This window comes from Pilosibacter sp. YYHA0881, assembly GCF_051602715.1.
Taxonomy (GTDB): domain Bacteria; phylum Bacillota; class Clostridia; order Lachnospirales; family Lachnospiraceae; genus Alitiscatomonas; species Alitiscatomonas aceti.
The window spans coordinates 2,322,691-2,338,213 of record NZ_CP175657.1 but is presented as its reverse complement, the minus strand read 5'-3'; the positions used below and the strand labels follow the sequence as shown (position 1 = coordinate 2,338,213).

The window sequence follows — 15,523 nt, the reverse complement described above, 5'->3', positions numbered from 1 at the left end:
GAAAAAAGTAACAGTTCCGTGAGGTCTGTCCCTCATCGGAGCTTTAATATACCATGTTCTTCCAGGAATGTCAAGCAAATTTGTGTTATTTTTTAGAACAATTTTTCCTACTTTTTACCAATCACAAGATATGACTTTTTTCCCTTGTTTTATCTATATTTTGTGGTTATCTTCTAAAAGTCATCTCTTCTTTTTTTACCTTTTCCTATGGTCGTTCTATGAAAATTGTGTATTGCAGTCATACAATTTGATCCCAGGGCCGAAAAGATTTTCGGCCCTGGGATCATTTTTTACAGCATGCCCTTTACCAGGCCCAGAATAAAATATGAGATCACGTTATGGTCGTACAGCCAGGACAGCCACGGGCTTGCCGCCACCTGCCCCATGGCTGCCGTTCCAAAATCCGTCCCAGACAGCGCAGTAAGTACCAGGCAGACGATCCATAAAAACATAAGGCCCTCCACGCCTCCCAGTACAGCTCCGGCGATCTGGTTGAGTCCTTTTATTATAGGAAGCCTTGCGATCAGATCCAGCCAGGCTGCCACAATATGAAGCAATATAAATACCACTGCAAACAGCAGGATCGAGGCCGCCGCTTTAATGACCGTATCAGCCAGGTATCCGCCCACGTAATCTCCAAACCGCTCCACACCCAGCATCTGATACACTTCTCTATTATTATTTTCGATCAGGATCCTCTTCATCTGCTCTGGCAGCTTCAGCTCTTCGATGGTCCTTCTCTCTCCAATTCCGGCTCCATTCCCGCCGGTTCCTTCTCCGATATCCAGCACACCGTCCAAAAGCCCATCCAGGCCGACTGCATCCGCCATCCCCTGACGGATGGACTCATAGACCGGCGTATCGTTTTTAAGCCACTCTGTCACGTATGGCAGGGCCACCCGCACTGTTACAAGGCTGATCACCAGGGCCAGCGCTGACACACACAGCCGTATAAACCCTCTGTAATGGCCATACAGCACCATTCCCACCAGATATACCGCTGCCAGGATCTCCAGCCAGTGGCCGGAGAATCCAGAGACTCCTTCCATCATCTTCCATCTCCTCACTCAAGCACAAATTTTCGGATCGCACTGGCTACGCCTGCATCGTTGTTGGAAACAGTCACAAAATCCGACGCCTGCTTCACCTGCTCCTCTCCATTTTCCATGGCAACCCCCAGACCGGCTGCCCGGAGCATGGACAGATCATTTTCTCCGTCCCCAAAGGCCATGGTCTCCTCCCTGCCGATACCGAGAAATTCCGCCAGTCTGAGAAGAGCGCTCCCTTTATCCGCGCCTGCCGCATTGATCTCCAGGTTATTGGGGATCGAGGATGTCACCAGGATCCCCGGAATCTGCCCAAGGGAAACACGCATCCTCTTTCTGGCTTCCATGTCCGTAAAAAACATGTTGATCTTATCGATCTCCTTCCCCATTTCCTTTACATACCGGATATTATCTGGAACCACCCGGCGGGTCTTCCGTATGAGCGCCGCCACTCCGGCAGAAACTGCATACCGTTCTGCGTGATCATAAAAATACTGGGTCGTACAGCCTATGCCGTCCATATAGGCATCATACATGATGTCATCCCCGCTGTCTCTGGCCATTTCCAGTACCCGCAAAGCAGTATCCACCGGGATCCGGCAGGTACTAATGATCCGGTCCTCTTTCAGATCCGCCACCACGGCTCCATTGGTGGTTATGGCATAGCGGACTCCCGGAAGCGTCCGGATCCTGTCGGGGATCCCCCGTACCGTGCGCCCAGTGGCCGGTACGATCTGGATCCCTCTGGCCGCACATGCCAGAAGAGCCTGCCAGTTTGCCTCCGGTATCTGTTTCTCATCATCCAGGAACGTCCCGTCCATATCGGTTGCGATCAGCCTGATCTTCATTCTCCACTCTCCCTGGTCATAATCAGAAGGGGCTGCTGCAAAAAGAAAGCGCAGAATCCGCTTTTTACAGCACCCCCGGTCTATTAATCAAAAAAGTTATCTTCCCGCAAGATCAGATGGCCTTCCTTGTCATACTTTGAAGAAAACAGCCCTGTGATCTTCTTTCCAAGAGACGGTTTTTCCGCCTTATCTGCGGCTTCCTCAATAAGATCCACCGCTGCCTTCCTCGTCAGCCGGACACCATCCTCTTCCATCATCTCGATACGTTCATAGAGAGCCAGCATGCTTTTTCCCGTAATGCTGCAGTCAATATCCGCCGCATACTTGCACGCATACTGCGCGAACTCCTCCAGCTCCATTTCCGTGCTGTCATCCAGATCATCCTCTTTCGGAGCTCCGGCAGCCATCTTCGGGGCCGCTGCCGCCATTTCCCGGACAGGCTCTTCCTGCTCCAGATGCGGCGGCTCCTCCCTCCTGGCTTCAGGCATATCCCGGAAATCCTCTGTTCTTCCGTCAAAGCCATCCTCCGGCTCTGGCTCCCGGCCCTGGACCACCTCCTGGGCGATCTTTTCCTGGACCTCTGTCTGCTTTAACAGCGCCTCCTCCAGGGCCGCCTCATTCTGCTGTTTTTCCTGGGCCCTGCTGTCTGCTCCGATATACTGGAACTTGCTTGCCAGGGACATATTATTCCCATGGAGAGCCTCCAGATTCTCCGGAGTATCAATGAGCACCACGATCATGCCGCTCTTATCCCGTTCCATCAGCTCATCCAGCTCGTTCTGGACTGCGTTGCTGAGGCCTGCCGCATGTTCGATGATCAGATCCTTTCCCGCCAGTCTGGAGGCCACAGCGCTGATGCCGCGCTTGTTTAACTTCTCGCTGCTGATCTTGGCCACTGGATTCTTATGGCCTAACTCCCGGTGGATCTCTCTCAGGGCGTCCAGAGCTGCTGCCAGGCCGTCCTCATCGTTGACCGCTTCGATCATAAGATTATTCAGGTCAAGACCCTCGTCCAGAGATTCCAGCTCCAGGCTGTCGCTGTCGTCCTCTTCCTCTTCCGGACGGATGGTGCGCACGCTGCGGCGCATGGCCCGCTCTCTGTCGATCTCCGCCTGCTTTCTGGCGCGGCGCTCCTCTTCCTCTCTGCGGGCCAGCTCCCGCTCCTCTTCAGCACGGCGCAGAGCCTCTTCCTCCATCTCCTCCCGGGCCTTGGCAGCGCGGATAGCCATTCTCTGCCGCTCGATCTCCCGGTCAGACTCTTCTCCCTCCCGCTCTGCCTCCACATCCAGCACCCGCCTTGTGGGCCGGATCTCTTTAATGGAACGCAGATCGTCCAGGGTCCTTGTGGCGTCCATGTCGTCCTCTTCCACCTCTACCGTATGGGCAGCCGTATCGGAAAGCTTGGACATCTCCCGGGCCAGTTTCTGGGTCTGGGCGTCCTCATGAAGGCGCATGACCACTTCCTTTTCCACATCATAGGAAGGTTCCTCCAGCTTTGCGGCCTCCCTCCCGTCCTCATAATCATCCTGGTACGAGGGATTTCCGGCAAATTCCTCCTCCACAGCCCGGAGCTTCGCTTCATATTTGTCCCGGTTCTCCACCAGATCCATCTGATATTTGTTGAGAGGCTCGTACTCCAGCTTCAGATCCATGGCCTTTTCCACATATTTTCCCAGTCCGAACAGCAGCATGATCTTATCGCAGGTCCTGACGCACTGGTCGCCCATGCCGCCCTTGTGGTACAGCTCTGCCAGCTCATACAGCCATTTCTCGTCCACTTCCACCGCCGTATACGTTTCCAGGGCGCGGATCAGCTGGTCCAGGGGCGCTTTTTTCGCCTTCAGGATCAGGTACCGGAGAAGGTACTGGCGGGAATCATCCTGGGCCAGGTCGCAGAACTCCCGGTAATAGGCCTCGGCCTCGGCAACGTTCCCCTCCTTCAGGGCCAGGTCCGTCAGCTTGTAAAGCAGGCGCTTGCCAATGGGGGCCCGCTCAAAGGCCAGCAGCAGAATATCCTTTGCCTCCTGGTATTCCTTGTTTTTTTCATAGATCTCAGCGATCATGGAAAGCAGGCTCGCATTCCGCACGCGGTGCCAGTCGATGGTATCCGCGATCTTCATGGCCGTTTCGTAGTCTCCCCGGCTGACCATTTTCTTGATCTGCTCCACCTTTATGTTAAACTCATATTTATCCATTTCTTTTGCATCTCCTAAATTCCTCGGCCGTCTTACGCCTAAAGCTCCACACGGCCCTCCAGCGCACGTAAAAGCGTCACCTCGTCGATATATTCCAGGTCTCCGCCCACCGGCACGCCGCTGGCGATCCTGGTGACCTTGATCCCTGTGGGCTTGATCAGCTTACTGATGTACATGGCCGTAGTCTCCCCCTCCAGGCTTGAGTTGGTCGCAATGATCACTTCCCTCACATCCTTCTGGAGCCGGGTCATCAGTTCCTTCAGCTTAATGTCCCCGGGACCGATCCCCAGCATGGGGGAAATGGCTCCATGGAGCACATGGTAGACCCCCTCAAACTTCCCGGTCTTTTCATAGGCCGCCAGGTCCCTGGGGTTCTCCACCACCATGATCACGCTGTGGTCCCTGGTCGGGCTCTTGCAGATGGGGCAGAGCTCCTGATCCGTTAAGGTATAGCACTCCCGGCAGTACCGGACGTTGTGCTTGGCGTCCCGGATGGCTCCGGAAAGCCGGTCCACCTGTTCCTCCGGCATATTGATGATATGGAAGGCCAGGCGCTGGGCCGTCTTATTTCCGATCCCCGGAAGCTTTGACAATTCCTCGATCAGCTTCGAGATCTGACTGCTGTAATAGTCCATGTTAGAAAGAAAGGCCTCCTAAACCTCCAAGGCCGCCTGTCAGCTCCGCCATAACGGCACTGGACGCCTCTTCCATCTGATGGAAGGCCTCATTGGCAGCCGCCACGATCATATCCTCCAGCATTTCCACATCATCGGGATCCACTGCCTCGGGAGAGATCTTCACAGATACCACTTCTTTTTTACCGGAAACGGTCACCGTCACTGCACCGCCGCCGGCTGCTGCCGTATACTGCTTTTCCTCCAGCTCCTTGGTCTTCTCCTCCATCTGACGCTGCATCCTCTGGGCCTGTTTCATTAAATTTGTCATATTACCGGGCATACCGCCCGGAAAACCACCGCGTTTCGCCATGATTCTTTCCTCCTGCATATTCTTTTCGTTTTTTCTGTTTATTTCTATTTTTACTTATTTCCGAGATTTTTTATTGTCCCCAGGCGCGCCGGGCTGAGGCCCGGTCCTTAATCCTCTATGGTGATATCCATATGGATATTTTCCCTCAGCTCTTCATCTGTAATATACCTGGTATCCAGACGCTCGCCGTTTTCCCTAAGGCGCGCCTTAAAATAGATGGATTTCCCGTAGGCCTGCTCCACATGGCGCTCCAGATCCCCAAGGATACTGGGGCGGCTCCCCATGCTGAAGTTCATGGCATCGCTGAATACGATGCACAGGCAGCTGTCGCCCGCCGGCTCTACCACCGTCTCCCGGAAGCTGGGCCGTATGGACATTCCCATCTCCCGGACGATCTTTCCCCACTCATTCCGGATCAGGTTCAGATCCTCCAGCTGGGCTTTAGGAAGGGTCACCGTCCTGGGCTCCGCCTCTCTGCTTTCCAGAGACGGGGCCTGGGGCTGTACCGCCTGGGGCAGGGCTGGCTGGCTTCCGTCCCCGGCCATGTTTCCAGGCCACGGGGCCGCCGGGATCCCTTCCTCCATCTGGCGTTCCAGCCGTTCCAGCCGCTCCAGCACCGCATCCATGGACTGCTCCATCTCGGGCTTCGTCAGCCGGATAAACGCCAGCTCCACAAGGACCCGCTTCTGGGCCGCAAACCGGATCTGATTCAAGACCTCGGAAAACACGCGGATATACCGCATCAGCACATTTTCATCGGCCAAAGCCGCATCCTCCCTGAGCTGCTTCAGATTGTCCTCCGACATATCCAGAAGCTCCTCCGCCTCATCCGCCGTCTTTAAGATCAGGAGATTCCGCAAAAACCAGATGAAATCTGCCACAAACTGGGAAAGCTCCCGGCCCTGGATCACCATTTCTTCCAGTCTTAAGATACATTCCTTTGTCTGCCCGTTCCTCAGGGCGCCAAACAGCTCCCGGAACACCCGGTTGTCCACAGCTCCAAGTACGTCCAGTACATTCTCATAGGTAAGGGTCTCCCCATAATGAAAGGCCGCGCACTGGTCCAGAAGGCTCAGTGCATCACGCATGGAGCCGTCCCCGGCCTTCGCCACATACCGCAGGGCACGGTCCTCCACCGCCATGCCCTCTGCATCGGTCAGTTCCTTTAACCGGTCCGCAATGGTATCCACCGTGATCCGCCGGAAATCGTATCTCTGACACCTGGAAAGCACCGTGATCGGGATCTTATGGACCTCCGTGGTGGCCAGGATAAAGATCACATAGGACGGCGGCTCCTCCAGCGTCTTAAGCAGGGCGTTGAAGGCGCCAGTGGACAGCATGTGCACCTCATCGATGATATAGACCCGGTACTTTCCTTCGGTGGGCGGATACTGGACCTGGTCCCGGATCTCCCGGATATTCTCCACGCCGTTATTAGAGGCCGCGTCGATCTCCACCACATTTAAGGATGTGCCTGCCTGGATCTGCTGACAGCTGGGACACTCTCCGCAGGGGCTTCCGTCCTCTGGATGCTCACAGTTGACTGCCTTAGCAAAGATCTTGGCCACAGAGGTCTTTCCTGTTCCCCTGGTCCCGCAGAACAGATAGGCGTGGCCGATCCGCTCTGACCGGATCTGATTCTGTAAAGTCGTAACGATATGGTCCTGGCCCTTCACATCCCCGAAGACCCGGGGCCGCCATTTCCTGTAAAGCGCTGTATATGACATCTCTTATTTATCTCCGAAGCTGATCCCCAGAAGCTTTGCCTCTTTAATAATATCCGACTGGGGATCCACATATTTCAGTTTTCCGGCGCTTTCCTCCAGGGGAATATCTGTGATCACGTTGTTTTTCACGACCACCAGCTTTCCAAAATCTCCCCGTTCGATCATAGCTGCCGCATGAGCGCCGATCCTGGAAGAAAGTACCCGGTCAAAGGGCACCGGCGCACCGCCTCTCTGCATATGGCCCGGAACCGTGACCCGGATCTCCTGTCCGGTCATCTCCTGGATCTTCGCTCCGATCTCATAGGCCACAGACTGGTATTTCTGCGCCCGTTCCTCCAGCTTTTTCTTATATTCCTTTTTGGACATGGCCGCCTCTTCTTTGGATATGGCTCCCTCTGCCACAGCCAGGATCGAGAAACGGCTGCCGCCCCTGGTCCTCTCCTTGATCTTTTTCACCACAGCATCCAGATCATAGGGGATCTCCGGAAGCAGGATGATGTCGGCTCCGCCCGCAATACCGGCGTGCAGCGTCAGCCAGCCCACCTTATGGCCCATGATCTCCACGATAAACACCCGTCCGTGGGAAGAGGCAGTGGTATGGATACAGTCGATGGCATTGGTGGCGATATCCACAGCGCTCTGGAAGCCGAAGGTCATATCCGTTCCCCAGAGGTCATTATCAATGGTCTTTGGAAGGCCTACTACGTTTAAGCCCTCTTTGCTTAAGAGATTGGCTGTTTTCTGGCTTCCATTTCCCCCGAGGACCACCAGAGCGTCCAGCTTCAGCTTATAGTAAGTGTGCTTCATCAGCTCCACCTTGTCCAGCCCGTTTTCGTCCGGAACCCGCATCATCTTAAAGGGCTGTCTGGAGGTTCCCAGCATAGTTCCGCCCTTTGTCAGGATCCCAGAGAAATCAGAGCGTTTCATCATACGGTAATTGGCATACATAAGCCCTTTATAGCCGTCTTCAAATCCAATGATCTCTACCTCATCCTGATAGATCTGGTACAGGCCCTTGGCCACGCCGCGCATGGTCGCATTTAACGCCTGGCAGTCGCCGCCGCTTGTAAGAAAACCAACTCGTTTCATATGGTCCATCCTTTCTGTTCCGTTCTGACGGTTACGAGTCAAACAGGTATACGTCATCCATTATGTCATTATAATACAAAGGAAACATAGGGGCAAGAAAAATTTTAGCCACACGCGGACAAGAAGACACATACCTGAACACTCACAGATTTCAGCCTGCCCGCAACGCGAAAGAGGGCACGGTGTTTTTCAACACCGCACCCCCTTCAGGCCTAATTATATCTTTTATCCGCACGTTCTGCTTTGAATGCCCACCATAAACGTTACCCTGGCAGCCTGCTCAGTTCCGGCTCCCTCACGGCACATGAGAGGTTCCCCTTAGTGCTGCTGCATTCCTGCCCTGACACGGTTCAGAGATTCCCATTGCGTAAGACCAAAACGTCAACGCCTCTTACCAGGGGCAGCTTCACAGTGAAACACCCGGGGCAGAACATCACCCCTGCTCTAGCGGCTTGCAGGTACAGGGCACCGCTGACTCCCCGGCTGTGCGGATTAGTTAAGTATACATGGAAGCCGTGGTTTTGTCAAGTATTCCCGCCGTTTTCCGCCGTTTTCCCTGCTTCCGGAGCAGTCCCTTTTACTGTCCGCAGCAGCCTCAGGCATCTGCTGCCTAAGATGTAAAAACACGATCCGGAAGGAAGAGGGCCGCCAAAGCACAGCCTATGAAAGGGCGATCTCCTCCCCGTCGATGAACAGGCGCTTTACGCCGCCGTCATACTCCAGTGGATCTCCGTCCCAGATCACCAGGTCTGCGTCCTTTCCAGGCTCCAGAGTGCCTACTCGGGAGGAAATTCCCATATACTCTGCCGGATAAGCCGTCACACCCCTGATCGCTTCCTTCCGGCTTAAGCCCCGGTCTGTCATTAAGATCAGCTGGGTGCTTAAGATCTCCAGATTCATCTCCGGATGGCCTGTGGAAATGGCCGCATGGACGCCTTCCTTCTCCAGCTCTGCTCCCAGAGACAGGGATTTTCCATTTTCCTCCACGGAAAAGCTGGTCCCATAAAGGGGACCGATGATAAAACGGAGGTCCTTTCTGTCCAGGTCCCGGATCACCTGGGAGGCGTCATAGGCCATGGTCAGCACATAGTTCAGCCCGAACTCCTCACCGATGCGGACCGCCGTCTCCATATCGTTGGCCTTCATGGCCGCCATCTGGACCGGCATCCCGTCGAATACCCTGGAAAGGGCCGCCAGCTCCAGCCTGAACTCCTGGCTCTCTCCCGCCTTTTCCTTTCTGGCGTACTCCTTCGCCTTAAAAAGGATATCCCGGATCATGGCCGCAGAAGCCAGTCTCGTCTGGGGTGCCCGGTTCTTCCCGCCGTACCGTTTCCTGGGACCGCTGGTGAGCACGAAGCGGTAAGCCGCCTCGGGCTTTATGATCCGTTTTTCCCTGGAAGCCCCGGCAGTCTTTAAGGCCGCACAGGTGCCTCCAATGAGGTTTCCATTTCCGGGCCCTGTCACCACTGTGGTCACTCCGGCCCGCAGGGCCATGGAAAAGCCCTCGTCCTCAAAATTCAGGGCGTCGTAGGCCCGCAGCTCTGGAACAATGGGGCCCTCCTCATTGGCATCGTTTTCCTCGAATCTATGGATCTGGCTGCTTATGCCCACCTGGCAGCTGGGCTCCACGATACCGGGAGTCACCAGAGCGCCTTCGGCATCGATGATCCCCTCGTCTCCCTCCGGCATGAGGCAGTCCGCCACCTCTTTGATCTTTCCGTTTACGATACGGATGTCCTTCATCTCTTCAAAAATATCTGCACCGTCGATCAGCATACAGTTTTTTATCAGCATGGCTGCCACCTCCTTAATTTTCCGTCTGGTACTGGATCTTACCGTTGATGAGTACCGTCCGCGGCCTTCCTCCGGCCTTAAAGGGCTCGGATTCCCAGATCACCACGTCCGCCGCCTTGCCCGGCTCGATAGATCCCAGCTCGTCGGCCAGATCCAGGGCCTTTGCCGCCCGGATGGTCACGCATTTATAGGCCGTTTCCTCTGTGAGTCCGTGTTTCATCAGCACGGCCACCTGGGATAAGAAGCCCTCCATGGGGATCACATGGGAATCGGTGGTCAGGGTGAACTCCACGCCGGCCCTCTCCAGGATCGCCGGGGCGTCATAGCGCTTATCCTCCACCTCCAGCTTACTCTTTCCGCCTACGGTGGGGCCGATGATGTAATGGGCCTTTGCTTCCTTTAAGTCGTCGATCATCTTCCAGCCCTCGGTACAGTGCTCAATGCTCAGATTCAGCCCGAACTCCTTTCCGACCCGCAGGGCCGTTAGGATATCGTTGGCCTGGTGGGCATGGATCTTTACCAGCATTCCATCGAAGGCACGCATCAGAGAGTGCATGGCCAGATCATATGTAAAGGTGGATTCTTCTCCGTTTTTCAGCTTTTCTTCATGGGCCAGCCATTTTTCCCGGTATGCCTTCGCCTTATAGAACGCCTGGCGCATCAGGGCGGCAGAGCCCATTCTCGTGGACGGGGTCTGGCCCTTTTTCCCGTAAGAAACCTTAGGATTTTCTCCCAGGGCCATCTTTAAGGCCGCCTCCTCCTTCATGATCCTTTCGTTTAAGGTAGCTCCGGCGGTCTTCAGGTAGGCAAAGGTGCCTCCCATGATATTTCCGCTTCCAGGTCCCACAGCTACGGTGGTGACGCCGGCCTCCAGAGCCCGGTCAAACAGGCTGCAGTGGAAGTCAATGGCATCGATGGCCCGCAGCTCCGGGTGGATGGGTCCGGTCATCTCATTGCCATCCTGACCGTCGGCGTCAATGATGCCCAGATGGCAGTGGGGCTCAATGAAGCCTGGCGTTACCAGCTTTCCTGCGGCGTCGATGACCGTGTCCTCCGGCCCTGGGACGATCTCTTTTTCAACTTTCGCAATTTTCCCGTTTTCCACAGCAACATCGTATTTTTCCTTATAAATGCCTGCCATGGAGATCAGGGTTCCGTTTTTAATTACCAGCATGGCTGTCCTCCTTTATTTCTTCGGTTTTCTCCGCTTTTTTCCGCTTTCCTTCCTCTCTCAGCTCCTTGAAGAAGTCCTTCATCATCCGGGAGCACTCCTCTCCCAGCACTCCGGTCTCCACCTCTGCCTGGTGGTTGAAGCCGTCCTCGTGGAGCATGTCCAGAACAGAACCGGCGCATCCGGCCTTTGGATTCATGCAGCCGATGACCACCCGGGGGATCCTGGCCTGAACGATGGCCCCGGCACACATGGGGCACGGCTCCAGGGTGACGTACATGGTGCAGTCCTCCAGCCTCCAGTCCCCGATCTTTCTGCATGCCTTGCGGATGGCAATGATCTCCGCATGGGCCAGGACATTTTTATCAATGGTGCGGCGGTTATAGCCCCGGGCGATGATCGCTCCGTCGTGGACGATCACACAGCCGATGGGGACCTCCTTTAAGGCAGCCGCCTTTTTTGCCTGGCGCATCGCCTCCCGCATATATTTTTCTTCCTGTGTCATACGCTGTCTCCCAGATTCATGATTCTGAATATAAGTTTAACCGGGCCGGAAAGCGGTGTCAAGGAATTCGTTTTACAGCCCCGGCAAAAATAAACCGCATACCATCGCTTACGGACGGCTTACCTCCTCGAGGAAAAAGATCCCCTCCGCCAGATTGATAAACATTTCCCTGTCCTTTATGGCACGCGGCCTTCCCTTCCACCATACGGTCTCCCGGTCAGCTGAAACGGAAACCGTCCTGCCGTCATCCAGAACGTATGTAATGGTGATCATGGGGCTGCCGCCGGAGACCGGCTCCTCAAACAGGGCGTATCTTAAAAATCCTGTGAGCTTTACCGCCTGCTCCACATGCTCCCGGTCCGTGAATTCCTTCTTCTCATCCGTGACTCCGGGATACTCCGCCACAACGCTCTGCACGTCCTCCGGATCGGGGATCCCCAGAAGGTACATGCCGTTCATGAAAATGCTGACGGCGAGCACTGCTGATACAGACAGAAATACGGCAAGGACGAACCGCAGGAGCTCTTTCACTGCCTTATGTTTCATGAAAATTCCTCCCTTCCAGCCGGAAAGCTGTACATCATTTCCTCCGATATTCCCATTATAGCAGAAAGCTGTCGTTTTTTCTTCTGTTTTTTCTATAAATACATCGCAGGTGGCCTTCTCACAAAAATAATGGCGCATCCAGCCGCCCAGACCGGCAGCCGCCGTCCGCTTTACATGGAGCCGGAGGAGTGGTATATTCATGTGGAAAGGATGGGATATTATGAAGATCTGCGGATTACAGAAAACGACGCTTTTAGATTTTCCCGGCCATGTGGCCGCAACCATATTTACCGGGGGCTGCAATTTCCGCTGCCCCTTCTGTCACAACAGCGACCTTTTGGGAAGCGACGCCCCGGCGGCCTTTACCGACGAGGAGGTGCTGGATTTCCTAAAAAAACGCAGGGGGATCCTGGAGGGGGCTGCCATCACTGGCGGAGAACCCACGCTCCAGCCGGATCTGGAGGATTTCATTCAGAAGGTTCGGGCGCTGGGATACCAGATCAAGCTGGATACCAACGGCTACCGGCCGGAGGTGCTGAAACGTCTCTGTGAAAAAGGCCTCGTCGATTATGTGGCCATGGACATAAAAGCATGTGAGGAACGGTACCCGGCGGTGGCCGGAGTATCGTCCCTCCAGATGGAAAACATTCGTGAAAGTATTGAATTTTTAAAAAGTGGGGCCGTCCCCTATGAATTCCGTACCACCGTGGTCAGAGAGCTCCACTCTGCGGAGGATTTCCAGAAGATCGGACCATGGATCGCAGGGGCTCCCCTGTATTTTCTCCAGAACTTCTCTGATTCCGGCAGTGTACTGAATCCCATATACACAAGCTGCACCGTCCCGGAGCTGACCTCTTATCTGGAGATCGTAAAGCCTTTTGTGGGGCATGCAGAGCTCCGCGGCATCGACTACTAGACACCCGGCCTCTCTTATCCTCTGGAGCCAGAGCCTTTTACCGCACCCGGATATCCGTATACCAGTATCCAAAGCGGCCATCGTTGGGCGGCTGCTTTTTTGACAGGACAAAATTGGGGAATCCAAACATGGATGCCATGTATTTCTCGCTGCTGTAATAATGGCCGGGGACCCCGATGAGATAGCGGGCGCGGCCGTCCTTGTTCCCAAGGCGGAACAGGATGATATACCGGAAATTATAATAGCCATGGAGCAGAAAGCTGTTGTTTCCGTACACCCAGCTTTCCCTGGGCAGGCGGCCGATATCCTGGGGACGGATCGTTAAGATCTCGCAGCCGCTCTCATAATCAAAGGGCTGGATCTTCGGGTAGGATTTCCGCAGCTCCTGCCACAGCTTTTCCGGATCTGCCGTCACATCCTCTGTTTCCTGGAGGTATCTGAGGACCTCTGGATTTTCCAGCTCCGGAGAACGGGAAAGGGAAGGATCCTTTTCCGGGGCAGCCTGGCCGGAAGACGGAGCTGTTTCAGTTTCTGACCGGCTGTCTCCAGACCTGGAAGCGGGAGATATCCGGTTCGTCCCAGGCTTCCGGTCCGATGCGGGCGGCAGCTCTTCCGGGAAAACCGGAGCTTCCGGTTCGGGTGGTATCTCCTCCGGCGCCGGCGTCCCCACTGGCAGCTCCTCGGGTGCTGGCGGTTCGGAAGGTTCCTTTGGCAGCTCCTCCGTGACCGGCGGCACAGCTGGTTCCACCGGCATCGTCTCCGGCTCAGATGCCTGAGGCAGGATCATTTCCTCCCGGCTCCTCCGCTCCTCCTCCCGGGCGATCTCCGCCTCGATCTCCCGCACCACGCTGGCCACGGCCATCACTGGCTCCTCTTCGCTCTGGTCCGGACTTCCCGGCAGTATTTCCTCAGCCGGGAGCATTTTTACAGTGTCCCCGTTTCCCTGGTCCCCCGGAAGGGACCCCGGCAGCGTCTCCGGTTCCACGGCATCCTCCCAGATCGTCGTGTAGGAACGCCAGGGATTCTTTACGTCATGGATGGTCAGCCCGTAATATGTATCCAGTCCCCCGCCGTTTCCCTCCACATTTTTCGCATCCACCACAGCCCGGAACTCTCCGGCTCCGCTGCGGATAAAAATGTTTCCCAGGAAAACCTCCGTCCCGGCCTTGGACAGAAGAAACACGCCGATGGCGCTGCTTCCCATATACACCTTCTTTACGCTCAGGTTCAGACGGCACTGCCCGTTCCTGGCCTCCAGCTTTACAAAGCCTACATTCTTTCCCTTTTCTTTTCCTTCATATTCATAAATATAGGAAATCAATCTGCGATAGTCAGACATATTTTCACCCCTCTGTTATACAGTATATGACAGAGGGGTGATGAAATATTCTCAGGATATCCAGTTTATTTCCGGATGGCTCCGGATCTTACGGCGGCTTCTGCCACACGCTCCGCCACATGGGCGGCAACTCCCGGCTCTAAGGCCCCGGGAATGATGTATTCGGCGCACAGCTTATCGTCGGTCACCAGCTCTGCAATGGCATGGGCGGCGGCCACCTTCATATCATAGTTGATGTCACGGGCTCCGCAGTCCAGCGCGCCCCGGAAGATCCCTGGGAAGGCCAGGACGTTGTTGATCTGGTTGGGGAAATCGGATCGGCCCGTTCCCATGACCTTCACGCCTGCGGCCATGGCCTCATCGTACATGATCTCCGGCGTCGGGTTCGCCATGGCAAAAACGATGGGATCCTTGGCCATGGTCTTTATCATCTCCGGCTTTAAGGCTCCGCCCACGGAAACGCCGATAAACACGTCCGCGCCCACAAGGGCGTCTGCCAGATCTCCCCTCTTATCCTCCAGGTTCGTGATCCCGCACAGCATCTCTTTATGGTCCTTGATGCCCACGCCCCGGTCCTTATAAAGAATGCCGTTCTCATCGCAGGCGATGATGTGCTTCACTCCGGCCGCCAGGAGCATTTTAATAATGGCTGTCCCGGCAGATCCAGGACCGTTTAACACCACATGGATCTCTTCGATCTTCTTTCCCACTACCTTTAAGGCATTTAAAAGGGCAGCCGTGACCACAACGGCGGTTCCGTGCTGGTCGTCGTGGAACACCGGAATATCCAGCTCCTTTTCCAGACGGGCCTCTACCTCAAAGCATTTGGGAGAAGCGATATCCTCCAGATTCACGCCGCCGAAGCAGGGGGCGATGGCCTTTACAGCCTGGATGATCTCTTCAGTGTCCTTGGTATCCAGGCAGATGGGGAAGGCATCTACGTTTCCAAATTCCTTAAACAGGATCGCCTTTCCCTCCATCACCGGCATGGCGGCCTCCGGCCCGATGTCTCCCAGCCCCAGAACGGCGGTTCCGTCGGAGACCACGGCCACCAGGTTTCCCTTGGCCGTATATTTATATACTTCCTTTTTGTCTGCATGGATCTTCCGGCACGGCTCGGCAACCCCCGGCGTATAAGCGGTGCTCAGATCGTCCCTTGTGTTTACAGGCACCTTGCTCCTGATCTCGATCTTACCTTTGTGCTCTGCATGGAGCTTTAAAGCTTCCTCATTAAAGTTCACTGGCTGTTCCTCCTCTTTTTTCGTTTCAGTCTCCAGCCTTCTCCTCCCGCCTGGAGGCGGGGCCTGTCAGGATCCCAGGAAGACGGCGCGGCGGCTGTATGTCCCGTTCAATATCCGAT

At 55.2% G+C, this 15,523-nt stretch carries 14 protein-coding genes and 1 other RNA gene; 1 reads left to right on the top strand and 14 read right to left on the bottom strand.

The window, feature by feature from the left end:
• Positions 1 to 290 precede the first annotated feature (290 nt).
• From ACI6NM_RS10920 to ACI6NM_RS10865, 12 genes are all read right to left on the bottom strand, one after another.
• Positions 291 to 1,052: a CvpA family protein gene (locus ACI6NM_RS10920; RefSeq protein WP_262427665.1), complete on the bottom strand. Its 762-nt coding sequence runs from the start codon at positions 1,050 to 1,052 to the stop codon at positions 291 to 293.
• 11 nt (positions 1,053 to 1,063) lie between these two features.
• Positions 1,064 to 1,894 carry a Cof-type HAD-IIB family hydrolase gene (locus tag ACI6NM_RS10915; RefSeq protein ID WP_262427666.1) on the bottom strand — a complete coding sequence of 277 codons (831 nt, stop codon included), beginning with the start codon at positions 1,892 to 1,894 and terminating at the stop codon, positions 1,064 to 1,066.
• 83 nt (positions 1,895 to 1,977) lie between these two features.
• Positions 1,978 to 4,089, bottom strand: a complete 2,112-nt coding sequence (locus ACI6NM_RS10910; RefSeq protein WP_262427667.1) for a tetratricopeptide repeat protein — start codon at positions 4,087 to 4,089, stop codon at positions 1,978 to 1,980.
• 38 nt (positions 4,090 to 4,127) lie between these two features.
• A complete protein-coding gene (gene recR, locus ACI6NM_RS10905) occupies positions 4,128 to 4,724 on the bottom strand; it encodes a recombination mediator RecR (protein ID WP_262427668.1) in 597 nt (198 codons plus the stop codon).
• Between the two features lies 1 nt (position 4,725).
• On the bottom strand, positions 4,726 to 5,076 hold the full coding sequence (locus ACI6NM_RS10900) for a YbaB/EbfC family nucleoid-associated protein (RefSeq protein WP_022274315.1): 351 nt from the start codon (positions 5,074 to 5,076) through the stop codon (positions 4,726 to 4,728).
• A gap of 107 nt (positions 5,077 to 5,183) precedes the next feature.
• Entirely contained in the window at positions 5,184 to 6,803 is a 1,620-nt protein-coding gene (gene dnaX / locus ACI6NM_RS10895) for a DNA polymerase III subunit gamma/tau (RefSeq protein WP_215654375.1), read from the bottom strand.
• Positions 6,804 to 6,806: 3 nt separating this feature from the next.
• The gene (locus tag ACI6NM_RS10890) at positions 6,807 to 7,892 is read right to left on the bottom strand and encodes a 6-phosphofructokinase (protein ID WP_158359268.1); all 1,086 of its coding nucleotides are present in this window, start codon (positions 7,890 to 7,892) and stop codon (positions 6,807 to 6,809) included.
• A gap of 229 nt (positions 7,893 to 8,121) precedes the next feature.
• An RNA gene (gene ffs / locus ACI6NM_RS10885) (signal recognition particle sRNA large type) lies at positions 8,122 to 8,383 on the bottom strand.
• 169 nt (positions 8,384 to 8,552) lie between these two features.
• Positions 8,553 to 9,686, bottom strand: coding sequence for an amidohydrolase family protein (locus ACI6NM_RS10880; RefSeq protein ID WP_262427669.1), 1,134 nt, complete (start codon positions 9,684 to 9,686; stop codon positions 8,553 to 8,555).
• Positions 9,687 to 9,699: 13 nt separating this feature from the next.
• Positions 9,700 to 10,860, bottom strand: a complete 1,161-nt coding sequence (locus ACI6NM_RS10875) for an amidohydrolase (RefSeq protein ID WP_158359271.1) — start codon at positions 10,858 to 10,860, stop codon at positions 9,700 to 9,702.
• On the bottom strand, positions 10,847 to 11,362 hold the full coding sequence (tadA, locus tag ACI6NM_RS10870) for a tRNA adenosine(34) deaminase TadA (RefSeq protein WP_262427670.1): 516 nt from the start codon (positions 11,360 to 11,362) through the stop codon (positions 10,847 to 10,849). Before tadA ends, ACI6NM_RS10875 begins: the two co-directional genes overlap by 14 nt.
• Before the next feature lie 108 nt (positions 11,363 to 11,470).
• Positions 11,471 to 11,908 (bottom strand): hypothetical protein, encoded by a 438-nt coding sequence (locus ACI6NM_RS10865; protein ID WP_262427671.1) that lies wholly within the window; start codon positions 11,906 to 11,908, stop codon positions 11,471 to 11,473.
• A 220-nt stretch (positions 11,909 to 12,128) separates the two neighbouring features.
• Between ACI6NM_RS10865 and ACI6NM_RS10860 the strand changes: the two genes are divergently transcribed.
• Positions 12,129 to 12,824: an anaerobic ribonucleoside-triphosphate reductase activating protein gene (locus tag ACI6NM_RS10860; protein ID WP_158359277.1), complete on the top strand. Its 696-nt coding sequence runs from the start codon at positions 12,129 to 12,131 to the stop codon at positions 12,822 to 12,824.
• A 37-nt stretch (positions 12,825 to 12,861) separates the two neighbouring features.
• On the opposite strand, the gene ACI6NM_RS10855 is transcribed toward ACI6NM_RS10860, so the two are convergent.
• A complete protein-coding gene (locus ACI6NM_RS10855) occupies positions 12,862 to 14,163 on the bottom strand; it encodes a DUF6128 domain-containing protein (protein WP_262427672.1) in 1,302 nt (433 codons plus the stop codon).
• Between the two features lie 65 nt (positions 14,164 to 14,228).
• The gene (locus tag ACI6NM_RS10850) at positions 14,229 to 15,404 is read right to left on the bottom strand and encodes an NAD(P)-dependent malic enzyme (RefSeq protein WP_022274305.1); all 1,176 of its coding nucleotides are present in this window, start codon (positions 15,402 to 15,404) and stop codon (positions 14,229 to 14,231) included.
• Between the last annotated feature and the right edge of the window lie 119 nt (positions 15,405 to 15,523).

What these genes read in the sequence shown, in the direction of transcription:
- ACI6NM_RS10855 (WP_262427672.1), bottom strand. Translation starts at nt 14,163, where the DNA reads ATGTCTGACTATCGCAGATTGATTTCCTATATTTATGAATATGAAGGA.
- recR (WP_262427668.1), bottom strand. Translation starts at nt 4,724, where the DNA reads ATGGACTATTACAGCAGTCAGATCTCGAAGCTGATCGAGGAATTGTCA.
- ACI6NM_RS10890 (WP_158359268.1), bottom strand. Translation starts at nt 7,892, where the DNA reads ATGAAACGAGTTGGTTTTCTTACAAGCGGCGGCGACTGCCAGGCGTTA.
- ACI6NM_RS10920 (WP_262427665.1), bottom strand. Translation starts at nt 1,052, where the DNA reads ATGATGGAAGGAGTCTCTGGATTCTCCGGCCACTGGCTGGAGATCCTG.
- ACI6NM_RS10880 (WP_262427669.1), bottom strand. Translation starts at nt 9,686, where the DNA reads ATGCTGATAAAAAACTGTATGCTGATCGACGGTGCAGATATTTTTGAA.
- tadA (WP_262427670.1), bottom strand. Translation starts at nt 11,362, where the DNA reads ATGACACAGGAAGAAAAATATATGCGGGAGGCGATGCGCCAGGCAAAA.
- dnaX (WP_215654375.1), bottom strand. Translation starts at nt 6,803, where the DNA reads ATGTCATATACAGCGCTTTACAGGAAATGGCGGCCCCGGGTCTTCGGG.
- ACI6NM_RS10860 (WP_158359277.1), top strand. Translation starts at nt 12,129, where the DNA reads ATGAAGATCTGCGGATTACAGAAAACGACGCTTTTAGATTTTCCCGGC.
- ACI6NM_RS10915 (WP_262427666.1), bottom strand. Translation starts at nt 1,894, where the DNA reads ATGAAGATCAGGCTGATCGCAACCGATATGGACGGGACGTTCCTGGAT.
- ACI6NM_RS10865 (WP_262427671.1), bottom strand. Translation starts at nt 11,908, where the DNA reads ATGAAACATAAGGCAGTGAAAGAGCTCCTGCGGTTCGTCCTTGCCGTA.
- ACI6NM_RS10910 (WP_262427667.1), bottom strand. Translation starts at nt 4,089, where the DNA reads ATGGATAAATATGAGTTTAACATAAAGGTGGAGCAGATCAAGAAAATG.
- ACI6NM_RS10900 (WP_022274315.1), bottom strand. Translation starts at nt 5,076, where the DNA reads ATGGCGAAACGCGGTGGTTTTCCGGGCGGTATGCCCGGTAATATGACA.
- ACI6NM_RS10875 (WP_158359271.1), bottom strand. Translation starts at nt 10,860, where the DNA reads ATGCTGGTAATTAAAAACGGAACCCTGATCTCCATGGCAGGCATTTAT.